The sequence below is a fragment of the Neoaquamicrobium sediminum genome (assembly GCF_040970315.1).
GTDB classification, from domain to species: domain Bacteria; phylum Pseudomonadota; class Alphaproteobacteria; order Rhizobiales; family Rhizobiaceae; genus Aerobium; species Aerobium sediminum.
The window spans coordinates 284531-300920 of the sequence record NZ_JAZHFV010000002.1 but is presented as its reverse complement, the minus strand read 5'-3'; the positions used below and the strand labels follow the sequence as shown (position 1 = coordinate 300920).

The window sequence follows — 16390 nt, the reverse complement described above, 5'->3', positions numbered from 1 at the left end:
CCGCCCAATATTCAGGCAACTACGAGGGGAACTGGAGATGCAAGAAGTTTGGCGGCCTGTGGACAGGGCTCACCTGTCCATATGGGCAGTTTTTTCTGCCTTTCTGCGTCTCCCGCCGCGGCCGGCACCGCGCGGTCGGCTCACCGGCAAATTGCATGCGGCCTTCGGAAGACTTGCCGTCCTTTTCTGTATGTCCCTCACGGCCATGCTGTTGTTGCCGTTGCCCAATACGGCTTTCGCCGCGCCGTCCGTCTATTGCCCGACGATAAACGCTACCGTTGCCAATGGCGGATCGGTAATGATCGACGTCAGCGCTTGTGACGGACCGTTCGACGGCGGCATGAGCGGGCCGATCGCACCGTTCGCCCAGCATGGCACGGTGACCATCGGCAGCAATAGCGGCGGTATACAGTTCGTCACCTATGCACATAGCGGCGATGCGGCGACGAGCGATCAGTTCGCCCTTGAAGACAACGACCTGGGTGTCGTGACTGTCAACATAACCATCGACCCGCCGGTCTCGCCGATCACCGTTTCGCCAGGCTCGCTCCCGAGTATGACCGCAGGAACCGCGTTCAGCCAGTCGCTGTCGGCAACTGGCGGTACTGCGCCTTACACCTACAGCCTCCAGTCAGGATCGCTCCCTGTCGGAATCTCCCTGACTTCCGGGGGACTGCTGAGCGGAACCCCGACGCAGCGCGGTGGTTACGCCTTTGCCGTGAGGGCGACCGACAACATCGGCCAGTTTGTCGACAAGGGCTACACCGGCACGGTGCTGAACCCGACGATCTCCATTGCCCCGACATCGGCGACGGCCATTCAGGGCGTATCGTTCTCGCAGACCATCTTCGCCAGCGGCGGTGTAGCGCCTCATACCTTCGCTGTGGAGAGCGGCCTTTTGCCGGCGGGGATATCCCTGTCCAGCAGCGGCCTTCTCAGCGGCACCACTTCCAGCGCGCCCGGATCTTACCCTCTGACGCTGCGGGTCACGGATTCCAGCACTGGACCGGGTGTCTATTTTGAGCTTGAGAACTTTACTTTGACGGTTGCACCGGCACCGTCAGTGTCCATCAGCGTCAGCCCGGCCTCGGTGAGTGAGGACGGCGCAGCCAATCTGGTTTACACGGTCACGCGCAGCCAGAACCTGGCGACCCCCACTCTCGTCAATCTCGGTTACAGCGGCAGCGCGGATGGTAGCGATTATGACGGTGCGACCTTGACCGTGCTCATTCCGTCCGGCTCGACGAGCGGCATCGTGGTGATAGATTCGTTTGCCGATCCCATCGCGGAGGCGGATGAGACCGTAATCATTAGCATACAGAGCGGCTCAGGCTATACCGTCGGTGCACCTTCCTCTGCCACAGGCACGATCCTGAACGACGACTTTGGGGTTCTGACGATCAACAATGTCACCATTCCCGAGGAGGACTCCGGAACTCAAGCGATATCGTTCACAATATCGCTCAGCCAGCCTGCCGGACCCGGTGGTGTAACGTTCGACATCGCAACGGCCGACGGCACAGCGACAGCAGGCGAGGACTACGAAGCAACCAGCCTCGTGGGTGCCTACATCGCGCCAGGGGGGAGCACGTATAGCTTCAATGTTGATGTCTACGGTGATACGACCAACGAACCCAATGAGACGTTTTTCGTCAACATCACCAACGTGACAAACGCTATCCTGGGCGATGGCCAGGGCGTGGGCACCATCGTCAACGACGATGCCGTACCCACGATCACCCTGGCTCCTGCCAGCCTTTCCGCAACAACGGTGGGGGCGACCTACAGTGAAACCGTCACCGCCAGCGGTGGGACGGGTCCATACACCTATGTCGTCACCGCCGGCGCGTTGCCTGGGGGCCTGACATTGACCTCCGCAGGCGCACTGTCGGGCACGCCAACGGCAGAGGGTACGTTCAATTTCACCATCACCGCGACCGACAGCAGCGGCGGAACCGGACCATATACCGGAAGCAGAGCCTACACGATTGCCGTCGCTGCGCCGACTGTAACGGTGAGCCCAGCTACATTGCCTGCCGCAACCGTCGCGGCGTCCTATAGCCAGTCCTTGACCGCCAGTGGCGGAACAGCACCATATAGTTATGCCGTTACGGCCGGCGCCTTGCCGTCGGGCATGAACCTGAGTTCGGTGGGCGTGCTTTCCGGTACCCCTACGGCGGGCGGGACATTCAATTTCACCATTACCGCCACTGACGACAGCGGCGGAATCGGGCCGTACACCGGCAGCAGGGCCTATACGCTCACCGTCGCGGCGCCCGTCATCGCCCTGAGCCCCGGCACGCTGCCTTCCGCCACTCAAGGTGTCGCCTACGCGCAGACCGTTACCGCCAGTGGCGGCACGGCGCCTTATACTTATTCGATTGCTGCTGGCGCCCTGCCTTCGGGCATTAACCTGAGCTCCTCAGGTGTGCTCTCCGGTACACCGACGGGAAACGGCACCTTCAACTTCACCGTCACCGCTACCGACGGCAGCACTGGAACCGGTCCGTTTACGGGCAGCCAAGCCTATTCGCTGCAAGTGAATGCAGGGGTGCCGCCGATTGTCAGCTCGGTGAGTGTTCCCGCAAACGCGTCCTATCGTGCCGGAGATGTTCTCTTCTTTTTAGTGAACTTCAACGAGAGCGTCGTGGTCAATACCTCGGGGGGTACACCGAGCGTTCCCATCACAATCGGAGCAACGACGTCCGATGCCTACTATTTGTCCGGCAGCGGATCGAATGCGCTCGTATTCCGGTACACCGTCAATCCGGGCGATCTGGACACGAATGGCATTCAAGTGGGAAGCGCCATCGAGCTCGATGGCGGCACCATCGCAAACGCCTCTGCTACGCCCGCAGACCTTGCTCTCAACAACGTGGGTAGCACGAGCGGTGTCCTCGTTGACGCGGTAGCGCCCACGGTACTGTCCAGTGCGGTGAGTGGCAGCCCGCTGCCAGATGCAACCACGGCCGATTTCTCGGTGTCATTCGCCGAGCCGGTTACCGGTGTCGATGCCTCGGATTTCGCACTCACAACATCAGGGGCGGTTTCCGGGACCATCAGCGGGGTCGCCACAGCCGACAACATAACCTACGTCGTATCCATCACGGGCATATCCGGCACCGGCTCCCTGCGGATGGACGTCCTGGCAGACGGGTCTATCGGCGACGGCGCCGGCAATGCGATGGTTGCCGCTTACACGTCAGGGACGCCATGGGTGCGCGGTGGCTCTGCCGACGCGACGCTATCCAACCTGGCAGCGAGCGCCGGCACGCTCGCTCCCGCATTCGATCCGTCAACCACGGCCTATGCTGTTGCCGTGGACAATGCGACCGACAGCATCACGCTGACACCAACGGCAGCAGATGCCAATGCGACAATCGCCGTCGACGGACAGGCGGTGGCGTCCGGCAGCACCAGCCAGCAAATCGCGCTGGCAGTAGGTTCCACACCAATTGGGGTGGTCGTGACCGCTGAGGACGGCGCCACGACGCAGACCTACACGGTTACGGTCACCCGCGCCGCATCCACCGACGCGACGCTTGCGAGCCTTGCGCCAAGCACTGGTTCACTCGACCCCGCCTTCGACCCGGCAACGACGACCTATGCGGTCGCCGTGGACAACTCGACCGACAGCCTGACGCTGACGCCAACGACAGCCGAGCCGAACGCGAGCATAACCGTCGGCGGCCAGGCCGTGACTTCCGGCAATGCCAGTCAGCCACTCGCATTGGCAGTGGGCGCTACTGCAATCCCGGTCGTCGTGACCGCGGAAGACGGCGTCACCACGCAGACATATACGGTGGCGGTTACGCGCGCGGCATCGGCCGATGCCACGCTTACGAGCCTGACGCCCAGTGCGGGCACCCTCGATCCGGCCTTCGGCCCCGCAACCACCGGTTATGACGTTGCTGTCTACAATGCGATCGACAACATCGCCCTCACCCCAACTGCAGCCGGCTCGAACGCGAGCATAACCGTCGATGGACAAAGCGTTGTTTCCGGAAGTGCAAGCCAATCAGTCGCGTTGGCAGTCGGCTCGACCGTAATCCCCGTCGTCGTGACTGCGGAGGATGGCGTGACGACGCAGACCTATACGGTGACGGTAACCCGTGCAGCATCGGCCGATGCCACGCTTGCAAGCCTGACGCCCAGCGCGGGTACCCTCGACCCAGCTTTCAGCCCGTCAACGGCGGCCTACGCGGTCGCGGTCGACAATTCGACCGACAGCATCGCGCTGACGCCGACGGCAGCCGAGCCCAACGTAACCATCACCGTTAACGGGCAAAATGTCGTGTCCGGAAGCGCCAGCCAAGCGATCGCCCTGGCTGTCGGATCGACCGTCATTGAGGTTGTCGTCACCGCCGGGGATGCAACGACGACGCGCACCTACACCGTCACGGTCACCCGTGCGGCATCGTCCAATGCAAAGCTTGCCAGCCTGACGCCGAGCGTCGGCGCACTCGATCCGGGCTTCAACCCCGACAGCTTCGACTACGCTGTGGCGGTCGCCAACGCCGTCGAGAGCATCGCGCTGACGCCAACCGCCGACGACGCTAATGCGACGATCACGGTCAATGGGCAGAGTGTGACGTCTGGCGGCGTCAGCCAGGCAATCGCCTTGCCTGTCGGCTCCACCGCGATTTCTGTTGTTGTCACCGCTGGAGACGGCACAACGACCCGAACCTACACGGTCACCGCGATGCGGGCGCAACCGGTGCCGACAGTGGTTTCGCGCGAAATCGAAATCAATGCCGGCGAGACGGCGTCGGTCGACCTTACACAAGGCGCGACCGGCGGCCCGTTCACGGATGCCGCAATCGTCGACCTCTCCAATCCCGATGCGGGATCGGCCCGCGTAGAGCGTGACGGGCAGACATACCGTCTCCTTTTTGCCTCCAGCTCGACCTATGCGGGTGGGGCGGATGTCCGCTTCACGCTTTCGAACGCGACCGGAATGTCGGCACCGGGAACAATTGCCTTCACGATCGTCGGCCGCCCGAACCCTGCGCAGGACCCCGAGGTTATAGGGCTCCTGAATGCGCAGACGGATGCAGCAAGGCGCTTCGCCCAGGCCCAGACGCAGAATTTCAACGACAGGCTTGAGCAGCTGCACGATGAAGGCGACAGGCGCAGAAGCAGCATGAACCTGAGCCTCGGCTACAATGCGAAGGAAAAGCGCGGCGACCGCGAAATCCAGCAGCTTGTCGAACGGGCTCACGATGTTCCGGGGCTCCTCGGCTATGCATCGACAAGCGATGGAAGAGCGCCAAGCGACGCCTTTGGTTCGAACGCCGAACCTGAGATGCCCAACGGCAGCGGCGGCATGGATCTGGGCGCCTTCGCGGTCTGGACAGGCGGCTATATCAATTTTGGCGAGAGCGACGATGGCGCGCTCGATCTCGACCACACGATGGTTGGCGTCAGCGCCGGTGTCGATTACCGCTTCTCGCCGAAGTTCGTCGCCGGCTTCGGTGTCGGCTTCGGTCGCGACCGTACGGATGTCGGTGACAACGGCACGCAGAGCACGGGCCACGCCTACAGCGCTGCCATCTATGGGAGCTACAAGCCGTTCGACAATTTCTTCCTTGATGGCCTGGTTGGCGGGAGCTGGCTCGATTTCGACAGCCGCCGCTATGTCTCGGCAACCGGAGACTTCGCCAACGGCAGCCGGTCGGGCCATCAGCTATTCGGTTCGCTGACGGCGGCATACGAATTCCGTGACGACACCTGGCTTCTTTCACCCTATGGCCGGGTGGAACTCTCCCGGACGTGGCTCGACGGGTTTGCGGAAGAAGGAGGCGGCGACTTCGGCCTGCGCTATGGGGACCAGAGCATCGATACCGTTTCAGGGGTGATCGGCCTGCGCGCGCAATATGCCTTCAAGATGCCCTGGGGCACGCTGAAGCCCGGCGCGCGCGTCGAATACACGCATGATTTTGCAGGGTCGAGCCGGATCAATCTAGGCTACATCGATCTCGATCACCTGCCCTACTGGCTGGAGATCGAGCCATCCAAGCGGAACTATGTGACGCTTGGGCTTTCGCTCGATGCGGACCTCTCGCAGGACTGGACCCTGGGCTTCGACTACCGGACCGCATTTGGCAGCGACCAGCAGGACCACGCATTCGGATTGCAGATCGGTAAGCGCTTCTAGGTAGACCCGCGTGTCGGGACACGCTGACGCCCGTCGTTGCCGATATCCTACCTGATTGGCCCGGCAGGTGTCGGCGATGCCGGTCGGCTTGCCGACAATGTCGCAGCACATGCGATGATGCGTCGTGCCAACGGCGGCGGAACGCCCTAGCCGGTCGCTCCGAGTGCCCGCAAGACCTCGTCGGTCGTGGTCACGGCGGCGACGTTCTGCAACGCGTAGTCAATCGAGGCGCGGTGCCAGTCGGCGTTCATGGTCGAGCAGGCATCCTCCGGCACGATCATGATGTAGCCCTTGTCGGCGCCGGTCCGGGCCGTGTGCTCGATGGACATGTTGGTCCACGCGCCGGTCTCGATGATGGTGTCCCGGCCCTCGGCCTTGAGCACGGTTTCCAGGCTAGTGCCTTCCCAGGCGCTCATGCGGTTCTTGGAGACGACATGGTCGCCCGCCTGCGCTTCCAGCCCCGGCACGGGCTGAGCGCCCCAACTGCCTTTCACCAGCGCGTTGGCCTGCATGGTGTTCTCGAACAGCGGCGCATTGAGCGTCATGCCGCGACCGGCATTGTCCACTTCGAACCAGACATGGATCACCGGGATACCTATGGCGCGGCAATGCTGGGCTAGACGGCGCGCATTCTCGATCGCGTTCTGCTCGCGGCAATGCTGCGGCGATCCCGAATCGGCGAACGCTCCGCCTTCCATCACCACATCGTTCTGCATGTCCTGGATGATGAGTGCGCAGCGCGACGTGTCGAGCTTGAAGCTGCCATCGCCGGCCGCGGCGGCGGATGGTGCCGACCGCGCAGCAGCACGCGCGCGCATGAAAGGTTCGATACGCGGGCCGATCTTGACGTCCACGGCATAGACCGAGGTCGACGCGCACACGAACAGCGTGCGCCAGTCTTCCCCGCCCCAGTGCAGGTTGGCCGGGAGTTCGGGAATGGACACCTTGCCGAGAAGCTGCCCTGCAGGATCGTAGACCCATACACCGCCCGGCGCCGTCACCCAGACGTTGCCGTCCGCGTCGCACTTCATGCCGTCGGGCACGCCCGGCTTCAGCGTATCCTTGATGCCAGAGGCCAACAGGCGGCCGCCGCCCAGCGTGCCGTCCGGCTTCACGTCGAAGACACGGATGTTGCACTGCTCGGTGTCGTTCACATAGAGCAGCGTCTCGTCGGGCGAGAAACACAGTCCGTTGGGCTGGCTGAAGAGGTAGCGGTCGACCAGCAATTGTGGTTCGCCGCCGACCTGTCCGGGCGGGATGCGGAACACGCCCTGCCAGCCGAGCTGGCGCGGTCGCTCCACGCCGTAATGCGCCATGCGGCCGTACCATGGGTCGGAGAAATAAATCGCCCCGCTGGAGTGTACGCACAGATCGTTCGGACTGTTCAGCTCCTTGCCATCGAAATGGCTGGCAACGACATCGCGGCGGCCGTCAGGCCCGAACCGCGCTACGCTCGACGTGGCGTGCTCGCAAACCAGCAGGTTGAGGTCGGCATCGTAGGTCATGCCGTTGCCCTTGTTGGCCGGCCGCATGACCTCCCGCACGCCGTCGCGGTCCCAGCGCCGGCGCACATCGCCGGGCATGTCCGAGAACAGCAGATGATGCTCGAGCGGATGCCAGATCGGCCCCTCGGTGAAGATGAAGCCGGACCCGATCTGCCGCACCGGCGCGTGTTCGTCGATCAGATCGCGGAAATGCGGTCTTGCTGCGTCGTGCGCCATTGTCCCCTCCTCGTATCGCCGAACCTAGACCGGGAACCAGTTGCGGCGGTGCACCGTCTGGCTCACCGGGCCCGGCACGGCCATGTCGAGCCGGCCGACGATCTGGCCGTTTTCCACCTTGGCCGGCTTGTCGTGCACCGGCAGCAGGAAACGCGAACCGTTAAGCAGCTTCTTGATCGCAGCCTTTTCCGAGCGTTTCGATCCGGCATGGTTGCCGGTGACCTGCGGCTCGTTGGCCTGGATCTGATGGAACGGTTCGACGATCTGGTTCTGGATGTCGTAGATCACATCACCGCAGATGGTGGCGCGGCCCTCGGCGGTCTCGACATGGACGTTCATCGAGCCCTCGGTGTGGGCGTTGGCGGCCTCCAGAACCACACCCGGGATCAGCTCCACCGGCCCCGAAAGCTCCAGATCCTCGAAGCGCAGCGCGCCGGGCGTGTGCAGCCGTTCTACGAGATGCATGATGTCAGGCTTCGGATATTGCGGATGCATGAGCCCCGAGACCGAGCATTCCATCTCACGGCGGTTTATCACCACCGTCGTGTTCATCGGGAAATGGTCGTCCTTGCCGGCGTGGTCGATGTGCAGATGCGTATGGCAGATGTAGCGGACGTCGCCGGGCTTCACCCCGTGCCGGGCAAGCTGGTTCTCGATCATCTGCTCATGGAACTGCAGGCCGCGCATGCCAAGCGTTTCCATGATCGCGTTGTCGCGGAATCCGGTGTCGACAACGATCGGATACTGCCCGCCGAGGATCAGAAACCCATAGGTGTAGACACGCGCCCTGATCCCGCAGTTGCGGCCGAGCACGAGGAAGCTCGATTCGAGCTCGATGTCGCCATAGTCGAGAACCTTGATTTCAAGAGCCATGGTCCCTCTCCCTCCCTTGCCTGATGCTCAAAGCCGGTAGACCCGCTTTGCCGTGTCGTAAAAGATCGCTTTCTGCCGTCCCGCGCTGAGGTCGTTCGCGGCCTTCAGGAAGGCGCGCATGAGCTCCCCGTAGCTGGTCCACAGTTTCTCGATGGGGAAATTGGAGCCGTAGAGGCAGCGTTTCGCGCCGAAGATCGCGACGGTGTCGTGCAGGATGCGCTCGATGTGCGCAGTGTCGTTCTGGTGGATGAAGGTGCCGAAGGCCGAAAGTTTCGAGACGACGTTCTCCTGCTTTGCAAGCTTGCGCATCTGCGCCTTCCACGTGGCGCGGCCGTCGTCGGAAAGGTCCTCCAGCATGCCGGCATGCTGGAGGATGAACGTGATCTTGGGGCATGCTTCCGCAAGCTCGGCCGCCCCGTCCATCTGGTCGGCAAAGACCTGCAGGTCGAAGCTCCAGTCGTAATCCTTCAGATAGGCGACGTTGCGCTGCACGTTGGCGTCACGACATAGGTCGGGCGTGCTGGCGAAACGGTACTGCTCGTTCTCGTGCCAGTGGAACTGCTGGCGGATGCCGCGCATCAGCGGATATTTCGCAAGCTTGTCGAGGGCGGGCCGCGCGTCCGGAACCGTCATGTCGCAATAGCCGACGATCGCATGCGGCCATCCCGTGCGGTCGGCCGCTTCCTGCACCCACGCAACCTCATCCTCGGCCCAGTTGGGCGCCCAGTTCGCCTGCACGTAGACGGATTTCTCGACGCCGCTTCCCGCAATGTCCTCCAGATATTCTTCGATCGGGTAGTCGCGCTTGATCGCGTCATAGGCGCCGAAGATGCGCGGCTGGGTGGGCCCGAGAAGCCAGGGCAGATCCGCTTGCCGCCAGATATGATGATGCGCGTCGATGATCTTCATGCAGACAGTCTCCGTTCGAAGCCGAGCACCTCTGCGCACACGCTTCGCGCGCTCGTTCCATCGCCGAGCCGGTCGATGAATGGCAGCACCGATCTGAGCGCGCCGGTCTCGGCGGTATAGGCCGCACCGCCGGCAAGCGGGCTCAGCCACAGGATGCGCCATGCAAGCCGCGCCAAGCGTTGCATCGCATCGGTCATGGCGGTGTGGTCGCCGCGCTCCAATCCGTCGGAAAGAACGACGACCAGCGCCCCGCGCGAAAAACCGGAAAAGCGCGGCACGGCGAGGAATGCCTGCAAGGCATCGCCAAGCCGCGTGCCGCCATCCCAGTCCGCCACGAGCGTCGAGGCGAGCCCAAGCGCCTGGTCGCGGCTGCGCCGACGGAGCGCCCGCGTGATGCGCGTAAGACGGGTTCCGAGCGTGAAGACCTCGAGCCTGTCCGTCGCCTGCGCCAAGGCATGGGCAAAGCGCAGATAGGTGTCGGTGTTGTCCTTCATCGATCCGGACACGTCGATCAGCAGCAAGATACGCCGACGGCGCTGCCTGCGATCGAGCGTCGGCAGATGCACGACCTCGCCATCGCGCGCGACCGCTTCGCGCAGTGCGCCGCGCATGTCGAGACGCCCGCGCCCCTTACCCGCGACAAGCCGCCGCGAGCGCCTGCGCGGTAGTTCCGATGGCGCGCGGCGGCGGAAACGGCGCAGCGCCTCAGCCTCCGAGAGCTCGGCAAAGCGGCGATTGAACAAGCGCTCCGCCCCCGTCGGCGTGCCGCCAGACTCTTCGGCCTCGTCGGTTTCGGGCGGCTCCATACCGCCGTCGCGATCGTCATAGGCCTCCAGTTCGTCCTCGTCCGGCTCGCCGGTCGCGGCCGGGAGCGATTGTCCGAGGAAGGCCAGTCGAAACAGCGCATCGAACTCGTCGCGGCGATCCGGCGACGGGCCGATTGTGGCGAGGGCTGCGCGGTGAATCTCCTCCATCGAGCGCGGACCGAGCAGTCCCACCGCAGCGACAAATGTCTGGGTCTGCTCCGGCGCAACCGCGAAACCATTCATTCGCAGCAGGGTCGCGAATTCGACGAATGGCAGAAGCGGACGGGGGAGCGGATCGTTCACGCCGCAGCCTCCCGCAGCATGTCGTCCAGGCGGGATTCGAGAAAGGTCAGGTCGTCCTGGTCCTTCAACGCCACACCGATGGCCCGCCGGAACGCCGCCGGCCACGCAGCGCCCTGCTCGTGCAGCAAGGTCGCTGCTTCGGCCCACTCCACGGTTTCCGCAACGCCGGGAGGCTTCGCAAGCGGCTCGGCACGCAGCGCACCGACCGCCGCGACCACGCGATAGGCCGTGTCGTGCGCGACCTGGCTGGCGCGCATCATCACGATCTCCGCCTCGCGCGTCGGATGGGGATAATCGATCCAGTGATAGACGCAGCGCCGCCGCAAGGCCTCATGAAGCTCGCGGGTGCGGTTAGATGTCAGCACGACCACCGGATGCTCCTGAGCGCGGATCGTCCCGCGCTCGGGAATCGAGATCGAGAAATCGGACAGGAACTCCAGCAGGAACGCTTCGAACTCATGGTCGGCGCGGTCGATCTCGTCGATCAGCAGCACCGTGTCGCGCGGATGGCGCAGCGCCTCCAGCATGGGCCGCGCGATGAGGAAATCGTCGGCATAGATGTTGACGAACTCCTCCCGCGCCTGCCGGATCGCCAGCATCTGGCGCGGATAGTTCCACTCGTAAAGCGCGTGGGCGGAATCGATTCCCTCGTAACATTGCAGCCGCACGAGCTGGCGTCCGAGCACGGAGGCGATGGCCTTTGCACCCTCGGTCTTGCCGACCCCCGGCGCCCCCTCCAGCAGCAGCGGCTTGCCGAGCGCCAGTGCGAGATAGGCCGCCGTCGCCAGGCTGTCATCGGCCAGATACTGCGCGTCGCGCAGCGAGGTCGCGAGGCGATCGGGGCTGTCTATGCCGACGATGGAGCGCCTTATCGGCATGGGGCACCCCGCTGGTCACCGTCGCGTTCCTTCGCACCCCCCTCTGTCCTGCCGGACATCTCCCCCACGAGGGGGGAGATCAGCCGGCCGCGCTGCTTTCGCCAGTCGTCAGCGCCGCAGGAGAAGCGGCGAGGTCGAAGCTGCCGATCTCCCCCCTCGTGGGGGAGATGTCCGGCAGGACAGAGGGGGGCAACGTAGAGCACCTGCATCCTAGAAGCCCCTCAACCCCGCCGGCCCTGCGGCTGCGCACCGCCATTGGCGCGGATGCCGCGCAGCACCTTTTCCGGCGTGATGGGCAATTCGTCGATGCGGACCCCGACGGCGTTGAAAACGGCATTGACCATCGCCGGCAGCACCGGATTGGCGCACATTTCGCCCGGCCCCTTGCCGCCAAAAGGGCCATCCGGCGCGGGACGCTCGAGGATCGCGATGTTATGCGGGGCGATGTCGCCCGGCCCGGGCATCAGATAGGTGTTGAAGTCGAGCGGACCGTGGCTGCGTTCGGGATAGTAGGGTTCCGTGGTCTCCCATGCGGCATGGCTCATACCCATCCAGGCCCCACCCACGAGCTGCTGTTCGACAAGGCGCGGGTTGAGCGCTCGCCCGAGCTCATAGGCACTGTTCATCTGGATGACATCGATTTCCCCCGTCTCGTCGTCGACATCGACGTCGACGATCAGCGCGGCATGGGCAAAACAGGACACCGGCGTCATCTCGCCGGTATCCGCGTCCACCTCCGACAGCGGGATCAGGAAGATGCCGCGCCCCGAAACGGTGCGGCCTTGCTTGAACTGCGCCGCGCCGCAAGCTTCCGCCGTGGTGATCGATTTCGAGGGCGCGCCCTTCACGTGGATGTTGCCCTTGCCGTCGGTGACGAGATCGGCGGGGTCGACCTCCAGTTCCTCGGCCGCCGCTTCGAGCATGACCGCGCGCGCTTCCTGCGCGGCCTGAATGACGGCATTGCCGACGCGGTGCGTCCCGCGCGAGGCGAAGGAGCCCATGCAGTGCGGGCCGGTGTCGGAGTCGGCCGTATCTACATAGACGTCTTCTACCGGCACGCCGAGCGTTTCGGCAGCGATCTGTCTGGTGACCGACTTCATGCCCTGGCCGAGATCGATGGAAGACAGCGCCACCATGAACTTGCCGCCGGGATTGGAGTGCACGAGCGCCTGCGAGGGGTCGCCACCGAGATTCATGCCGATGGGATAGTTGATCGAGGCAAAGCCGCGTCCGCGATGGATCGTCATGTCATCGCCTCCTGAGGCCGGAGATGGAGGAAAACCGCGTGTGCCGTTGTTCGGTTGCGGCCGGTGGCGGGGGCGGCGCAGAAGCGGGTCGCGCAGGCTGCGGCCGGGGCTGTTCGACACGCGGTGTCACCGGCGCACTCTCGTGCCGCGGCATCTGGGGCGGCGGTGTCGCGGATGGCTGCGTGGCCCTGGACTTCTTGGCGTAACTCTGGGCGGTGAACCCGGTGACGAGACCGTTCTGGTCGGTCGCCGTATGGGCCGGCAGCCGGCCGCGCTCGCCGCCGCCATCGCGCAGTGACGATGCCTGGCTGGCCGCCTGGCTGATCGGCCACTTGGCCTTTTCGGCAGCCACCTGGCAGCACTCGATCAGCGCCGTGTTCTTGGCGAGACGGCGATGCGCCTTCATATCGCCGTCGCGATAGGCGTTGAGAATGCGCAGTTCGATTGGATCGATGCCGACCTCGTGTGCCACCTTGTCCATATGCGCCTCGATGGCGAAATCGACACCGGTAATGCCGAAGCCGCGCATGGCTGTGGCCGGCGTGCGGTTGGTGAAGACGCAATAGACGTCGGCATAGACGTTGGGGATGGTGTATGGCCCGGGCAGGTGCCCCACACCCTTGATGATGGCGTAGCTGGAAAGCCGCGTGTAGGCACCGCTGTCGAAATAGCCGACGAACTTGCGGGCGACGATGCGCCCGTCATTCATCACACCGTCCTTGAGATACCAGCGTTCCGCGCCGCGCGGTGCGCCCACCTGCATCTCCTCCTCGCGGTCGAAGATGTATTTGCATGGCCGGCCGGTCAGCATGGTGCCCAGCACCGCCATCGGCTCGTGTAGGGAATCGACTTTGCCGCCGAAGCCGCCGCCCACGGTACCGCCGATGAAATGCAGCCGGTTGGACGGCGTCTTGAGCAGCTTCGACGTGGTGTCGAGCGAGAAGAACAGCGCCTGCGTGGATGTGTAGACGACGTAGCGGTCATTTGTCTCGGGGGCAGCGATCGCGCCGCAGGTTTCCGTCGGCGCCTGCTCGATCGGCGACATCTGGTATCGCCCCTCGATGATGCGATCGGCCTGACGGAAACCGGCTTCCACGTCGCCGTAGCGCAGCTTCTGGTGGTCGTAGCGGCCGTGATAGACGAAGAGGTTCTTCGGGTAGACCTCGTTGACCACCGGCGCGCCCGGCTTGACCGCTTCCTCCACGTCGAAGACGGCAGGAAGCTCCTCCCAGTCGACCCGCACCTTCGCGACCGCGTCGCGTGCCGCCCGCTCGCTCTCGGCGATCACCGCCGCCACCGGCTCGCCCTTGTAAGCGACCTTCTTGTCGGAAAGCAGCGGCTCGTCATCGAGGCCGAAGTCGAGCAGCGACAGCAGCGTGTTGAGGTTATGCGGCACATCCTTGCCGGTGATGATCCTCACCACACCCGGCATGCGTTCTGCTTCGCTTGTATCGATGCGCCGGATGCGCGCGTGATGGTGCGGGCTTCTCACGCAGCGGATGTGAAGCAGTCCGTCGAAGAGATGGTCGTCGAAATAGGGCGACCTGCCGGTGACATGGCCAAGCGCATCCTGGCGCTGGGTCGGCTTGCCGACCTCATTCAGGTTGTCGTCGCGCTCGTCGGCGAAATATTCCTTGCGGAACTCGATGCTCATTTGGCTCACCTACCCGTAGCGCCGTGCGCCGCCGGCCTTCGCCGCGGCAAGGATCGCGTTGATGATCGGCTCGTAGCCGGTGCAGCGGCAGATATTGCCGGAGATGGCTTCCACGATGTCCTCGCGCGAAGGGTCCGGGTTACGCTCCAGCAGCGCGCTCGCGGCCATGAGCATGCCCGGCGTGCAGTAGCCGCACTGGGCAGCAAACCCATCCATGAAGGCGGCCTGCAGCGGATGAAGCTCGCTGCCGCGCGCAAGCCCGGCGGTGGTGGAGACCTGCCGGCCGTCGATGGTTTCGGCGAGCGTCAGGCATGACAGATGCGGCTCGCCATCGATCAGCACCGTGCAGGTGCCGCAGGTTCCCTGCCCGCAGCCATATTTCGGGGTCAGGTCGCCGACGCCGCGACGCAGTACGTCGAGAAGGTTCTGCCCGTCGTCGACGAACACCGCCTTTTCCGAGCCGTTGAGACGAAACTGGACCGGTTTCTTCGCCATGCCTATCTCCGTTCCCCGGCCAGGAGCCGTTTCAGATGCACACCGGCCACCTCCGCCCGATACCAGGATGAGGCGAGCGCGTCGGTCGGCGGCGCGATGCCCTCTACCGCCAGCGCAGCCGCCCGATCGATGGCAGCGGCATCGAGCGCCTGTCCTTCAAGCGCACGCTCGACCGCAATAGCGCGCAGCGGCGTCGGCCCCATTGCGCCATAGGCGACTCGCGCGCCCTGCACGCGCCCGCCCGACTGCGGCAGGAGTGCCGCGATCGACATCAGCGACACACCCTTCGGCTTCACGCGACTGACCTTGGTGAAGCGAAATGCGGCGGGGTCGCGCGGCCGTGGCACCGTGACCGACTGGACCAGGGAGGTCGCATGGCGCTCGCGGTCGCGCAGGAACTCGTCGATCGGCATGCTGCGGCTCCCGCTGCCGGCGAGTTGCACCGTGGCGCCCAGCGCCAGCAGCGCCACGGCGAGATCGCCGTAATTGCCGCTCGCGAACAAATTTCCGCCAACGGTCGCCATGTTGCGGATGGCCGGACCGCCGATCACCCGCGCGACGGGTGCGAGGAATGCCGCATCGCGATTGGCGACGAGCGCGGCCATGGTGACCCCGGCGCCGATGACGAGACCGTCGCCCTGCATCCTGATCGTCCGAAAATCGGGATCGCGCAGTCGAATGATCGTATCGAACGACTGGTCGCCGGCATTCACCGCGCGCATGACAAGCGTGCCACCACCAAGAAAACGCGCCGAACGGCTTGCCGAGAGGGCGCGCGCGGCCTCCTCAACGCGATCGTAGGTCTCCACTTTCACGGGCATCAGGCCCCTCCCTGCGATGCGGGCGCGAGCCCCATGAAGGCGCGGACGGCGTGAAAGCCGCCCTCGTAGATTTCCTCGCCGACCTGCTTCTGAAGCTCGGCTTCGCGGCCCGGCGGCGTGTCGAAGCGCGACTCCCAATGCCAGAACGTCATGTCACCGTCAGTGACCGGGATCAGACGGACGTGGGCGACGTAGTTGAGCAGCGGAATCGGCGTATCGAGCAGGCAATAGGAGAACGCCATGTCGATGTCGGACATGGTCAGAAGCTGCTCGCGCAGTTCCGAACCATCGGCCAGATGGAAGCGGCGAACGCATCCGACCTTGTCGGAGGGCTGTCCGCGCTCGATGTGGCTGTCGGCGACCGCCGGGTGCCACTGGTCGTGGCCGTTGAAGTCGCGCAGCACCTCCCACACGGCCTCCACAGGCGCCTCCATGATGGTGGATTTGACGATCTTCACCACAACGGGGCCACCTCCCAGGGTGATAGCAACTCCTGAATGCTCTGCGTTCCTTCACGCCCCCCTCT

11 protein-coding genes are annotated in these 16390 nt (G+C 64.4%); 1 reads left to right on the top strand and 10 read right to left on the bottom strand.

All coding sequences use genetic code 11. The annotated features are described in order from the left end of the window. Positions 1-298: 298 nt before the first annotated feature. A complete protein-coding gene (locus V1479_RS06780) occupies positions 299-6157 on the top strand; it encodes a cadherin-like beta sandwich domain-containing protein (RefSeq protein WP_368802244.1) in 5859 nt (1952 codons plus the stop codon). 146 nt (positions 6158-6303) lie between these two features. On the opposite strand, the gene V1479_RS06775 is transcribed toward V1479_RS06780, so the two are convergent. From V1479_RS06775 to V1479_RS06730, 10 genes are all read right to left on the bottom strand, one after another. After that, entirely contained in the window at positions 6304-7878 is a 1575-nt protein-coding gene (locus V1479_RS06775; protein WP_368802243.1) for an isochorismatase family protein, read from the bottom strand. 24 nt (positions 7879-7902) lie between these two features. Next, positions 7903-8751 (bottom strand): N-acyl homoserine lactonase family protein, encoded by an 849-nt coding sequence (locus tag V1479_RS06770; protein WP_368802242.1) that lies wholly within the window; start codon positions 8749-8751, stop codon positions 7903-7905. 27 nt (positions 8752-8778) lie between these two features. Beyond that, complete coding sequence (locus V1479_RS06765; RefSeq protein WP_173187060.1) at positions 8779-9660, bottom strand: amidohydrolase family protein; 882 nt, start codon at positions 9658-9660, stop codon at positions 8779-8781. Then, the gene (locus V1479_RS06760; protein WP_368802241.1) at positions 9657-10769 is read right to left on the bottom strand and encodes a vWA domain-containing protein; all 1113 of its coding nucleotides are present in this window, start codon (positions 10767-10769) and stop codon (positions 9657-9659) included. The genes V1479_RS06765 and V1479_RS06760 overlap by 4 nt, the downstream gene beginning before the upstream one ends. Further along, on the bottom strand, positions 10766-11647 hold the full coding sequence (locus V1479_RS06755) for an AAA family ATPase (protein ID WP_368802240.1): 882 nt from the start codon (positions 11645-11647) through the stop codon (positions 10766-10768). Before V1479_RS06755 ends, V1479_RS06760 begins: the two co-directional genes overlap by 4 nt. A 221-nt stretch (positions 11648-11868) precedes the next feature. Then, entirely contained in the window at positions 11869-12894 is a 1026-nt protein-coding gene (locus V1479_RS06750) for a xanthine dehydrogenase family protein molybdopterin-binding subunit (RefSeq protein ID WP_368802239.1), read from the bottom strand. Between the two features lies 1 nt (position 12895). Beyond that, positions 12896-14548: a xanthine dehydrogenase family protein molybdopterin-binding subunit gene (locus V1479_RS06745; protein ID WP_368802238.1), complete on the bottom strand. Its 1653-nt coding sequence runs from the start codon at positions 14546-14548 to the stop codon at positions 12896-12898. A 9-nt stretch (positions 14549-14557) separates the two neighbouring features. Continuing rightward, positions 14558-15043, bottom strand: a complete 486-nt coding sequence (locus V1479_RS06740) for a (2Fe-2S)-binding protein (protein ID WP_173187069.1) — start codon at positions 15041-15043, stop codon at positions 14558-14560. A gap of 2 nt (positions 15044-15045) precedes the next feature. Then, on the bottom strand, positions 15046-15864 hold the full coding sequence (locus tag V1479_RS06735; RefSeq protein ID WP_368802237.1) for an FAD binding domain-containing protein: 819 nt from the start codon (positions 15862-15864) through the stop codon (positions 15046-15048). Further along, positions 15864-16325, bottom strand: coding sequence for an SRPBCC family protein (locus V1479_RS06730; protein ID WP_368802236.1), 462 nt, complete (start codon positions 16323-16325; stop codon positions 15864-15866). Before V1479_RS06730 ends, V1479_RS06735 begins: the two co-directional genes overlap by 1 nt. Between the last annotated feature and the right edge of the window lie 65 nt (positions 16326-16390).

Coding starts and splice junctions, on each gene's coding strand:
- V1479_RS06780 (WP_368802244.1), top strand. CDS start 299: ATGATCGACGTCAGCGCTTGTGACGGACCGTTCGACGGCGGCATGAGC.
- V1479_RS06775 (WP_368802243.1), bottom strand. CDS start 7,878: ATGGCGCACGACGCAGCAAGACCGCATTTCCGCGATCTGATCGACGAA.
- V1479_RS06770 (WP_368802242.1), bottom strand. CDS start 8,751: ATGGCTCTTGAAATCAAGGTTCTCGACTATGGCGACATCGAGCTCGAA.
- V1479_RS06765 (WP_173187060.1), bottom strand. CDS start 9,660: ATGAAGATCATCGACGCGCATCATCATATCTGGCGGCAAGCGGATCTG.
- V1479_RS06755 (WP_368802240.1), bottom strand. CDS start 11,647: ATGCCGATAAGGCGCTCCATCGTCGGCATAGACAGCCCCGATCGCCTC.
- V1479_RS06750 (WP_368802239.1), bottom strand. CDS start 12,894: ATGACGATCCATCGCGGACGCGGCTTTGCCTCGATCAACTATCCCATC.
- V1479_RS06745 (WP_368802238.1), bottom strand. CDS start 14,548: ATGAGCATCGAGTTCCGCAAGGAATATTTCGCCGACGAGCGCGACGAC.
- V1479_RS06740 (WP_173187069.1), bottom strand. CDS start 15,043: ATGGCGAAGAAACCGGTCCAGTTTCGTCTCAACGGCTCGGAAAAGGCG.
- V1479_RS06735 (WP_368802237.1), bottom strand. CDS start 15,864: ATGCCCGTGAAAGTGGAGACCTACGATCGCGTTGAGGAGGCCGCGCGC.